A 2,431-nucleotide genomic window follows, 5' to 3' on the forward strand; every position below is an offset into this window, starting at 1 on the left:
CTAAGGGGTTGACAACGCCCCGCCGAACTCAAAAAAACACACTGTAAACACTGAACTGCAATTTTGCACTAAAGTCGCCACGCGTTGGCAATCCCTCTTGAGCCGTTTGTTATGCAAATTCAATAAGATAAACTGACTTTACACGACCAAAAGCCACAATTGCAATGGTTGAGTGATTCAAGAACCAACCCAAGTAGGAGCCGAGATAAATAAGCCGCCAAAACAAAGTCCACCGTTCAACAACAAACCAAGCTTTTGAATGAGACAAACTCAACAAGCAAGACTTTCAGCAAATGCGAAATACTCGATTAACTTGCCCTTTCCACACTTTGCGCACGCTGAATTGCCAACAAACCAGCACCAAAACTCATTGAGGCAAACCAAGAATCTTGTCTGTTTTACGGTTTGAGTTAGCCACGAATTTGAGGGTAAAAAAGCTCATTTGCCGACAACATAAAATGAATGGCCGGAGAAACCTAAAAGATTGAACTCCTAAATTTACCTGAGTTGCATAACGCCCGCCTAAGGGGCTGGCAACGCATAACACTAAACTCAAACGCACCAACCGTAACCACCGCAGCTCATTGGGACTGGAAACGCCACGCGTTGACAGTCCCTCTTGAGGCGTTTGTTAGTTGCACAATGCACACTGAATTTTTTGTTTATTTTCAGTGATATATTCTATGTCATTCAGATAAGCTTGAAGATGACCTTGCTCTATGTTTTCAGCAAAGGATTCATTGCCATTTTCGGCTTCACTACGCATGAAAGATACTAAAGCCTGTAATCGCTGAACCATAGCATCGGCTAATTGCTCTCTTTCTGATTCAGTTGTGCCGTAACTGTCACAGAACAACTTAGCTCTAACTACCTGCTCTGAGATTGTCCCTAGCTTATCATTGCTATCAGTTTTGAAAGGAGACCAACAATAAACTGAATATGCAAGGTCCCATATTCTAGGTGCTGGGTGCGCTGTATCGAAGTCAAACACACCAACAACTGTATTTTCTAATAGGGCAACATTGTATGGGGTAAAGTCACCATGACAGATAACTTCAAATGGTTCTCTCGGGTCTAACATCCATCGGTGTGCATTGACATCGAGTTGCTCCAAGAGTGAAGCTGTTGAGTCATGTATTTTTCGTAGTAATTTACCCGCTGACATGAGTGCATCATTTGTTGCGATTGCGCCAACTAGCGGATAATTGTAGGTATTACCTGCGACAAAACTTAAGATTTCTTGGTTTTGATTAACCCCTAGAAACCTGGGGATTTCGTCTACCTTTGCTCGCTCAAGATGCTTCAAAATAAGATGAATTGTAGAACTCCATGGCTGAAGAGGTCGATAGACGACTTCACCATCTCGATATATTGCAGATTCTCTTTCGCCTGATAATTCTTCCACGATACCTCCCTGTGCAACTAACGCCCGGCTAAGGGGTTGACAACGCACCGCTGAACTTAAAAAAAACACTGTAAACACTGAACTTCAATTTTGCACTAAAGTCGCCAAGCGTTGGCAATCCCTCTTGAGCCGTTTGTTAGGCCAACCAATTGACACCGACACTTTCAAAACCAAAGAACAGGGCTTTTTTACAAACTTAAAACAAACTAACCGATTCATTTATAAACCAAAATGCTAAATCAGCAAAGAAACAAAAAAACTCAAATTGAGCGGTTTGGAAGAAAAGTGACGAGCGTAGCATGCTCGGCGGACGTTTGAATGCTGAAGGTTATTTTGCCGCTAAACTCACAGCGCTAAACAACCGAACGCGATCAAGAAACAACAAATATGTGATGATTATTTATTGCTTAACTTAAGCTAGAAAACATGGCATTTACCGTTCAATTCAGACTCGACTTAGCTGATAAAAACTCACTTTGCCTAACGCCCGGCTAAGGGGTTGACAACGCACCGCCGAACTTAAAAAACACACTTAAACACTGAACTTCAATTTTGCACTAAAGTCGCCAAGCGTTGGCAATCCCTCTTGAGCCGTTTGTTAGGCCAACCGATTGACAATGATACTTTCAAAACCAAGGAACAGGGCTTTTTACAAACTTAAAACAAACTAACCGATTTATTTATAAACCAAAACCCTAAATCAGCAAAGAAACCAACAAATTCAAATTGAGCGATTTGGAAGAAAAGTGACGAGCGTAGCATGCTCGGCGGACGTTTGGATGCTGAAGGTTATTTTGCCGCTAAACTCACCGCGCTAAACAACCCAACACGATCAAGAAACAACAAATATGTGATGACGATTTATTGTTTAAGTCCAGCCATGAGAACATGGAATTCGCCGTTCAATTCAAACCCGATTTGGCTGATAAAAACTCACTTTGCCTAACGCCCGGCTAAGGGGTTGACAACGCACCGCCGAACTTAAAAAACACACTTAAACACTGAACTGCAATTTTGCACTTAAAG

Annotated in this window: 2 protein-coding genes; one reads left to right on the top strand and one right to left on the bottom strand. The window is 42.0% G+C overall.

The window, feature by feature from the left end; translation table 11 throughout:
* Positions 1–631: 631 nt before the first annotated feature.
* The gene (locus NB504_RS06405; RefSeq protein WP_258428514.1) at positions 632–1,405 is read right to left on the bottom strand and encodes an aminoglycoside phosphotransferase family protein; all 774 of its coding nucleotides are present in this window, start codon (positions 1,403–1,405) and stop codon (positions 632–634) included.
* Between the two features lie 760 nt (positions 1,406–2,165).
* On the opposite strand from NB504_RS06405, the gene NB504_RS06410 reads away from it, so the two are divergent.
* Positions 2,166–2,351 (top strand): hypothetical protein, encoded by a 186-nt coding sequence (locus NB504_RS06410; RefSeq protein WP_258428515.1) that lies wholly within the window; start codon positions 2,166–2,168, stop codon positions 2,349–2,351.
* Positions 2,352–2,431: the final 80 nt, after the last annotated feature.

Source organism: Vibrio sp. RM-69-4 (assembly GCF_024743775.1).
In the GTDB taxonomy this organism is placed as follows: domain Bacteria; phylum Pseudomonadota; class Gammaproteobacteria; order Enterobacterales; family Vibrionaceae; genus Vibrio; species Vibrio anguillarum.

Coding starts and splice junctions, on each gene's coding strand:
- NB504_RS06410 (WP_258428515.1), top strand. CDS start 2,166: ATGCTCGGCGGACGTTTGGATGCTGAAGGTTATTTTGCCGCTAAACTC.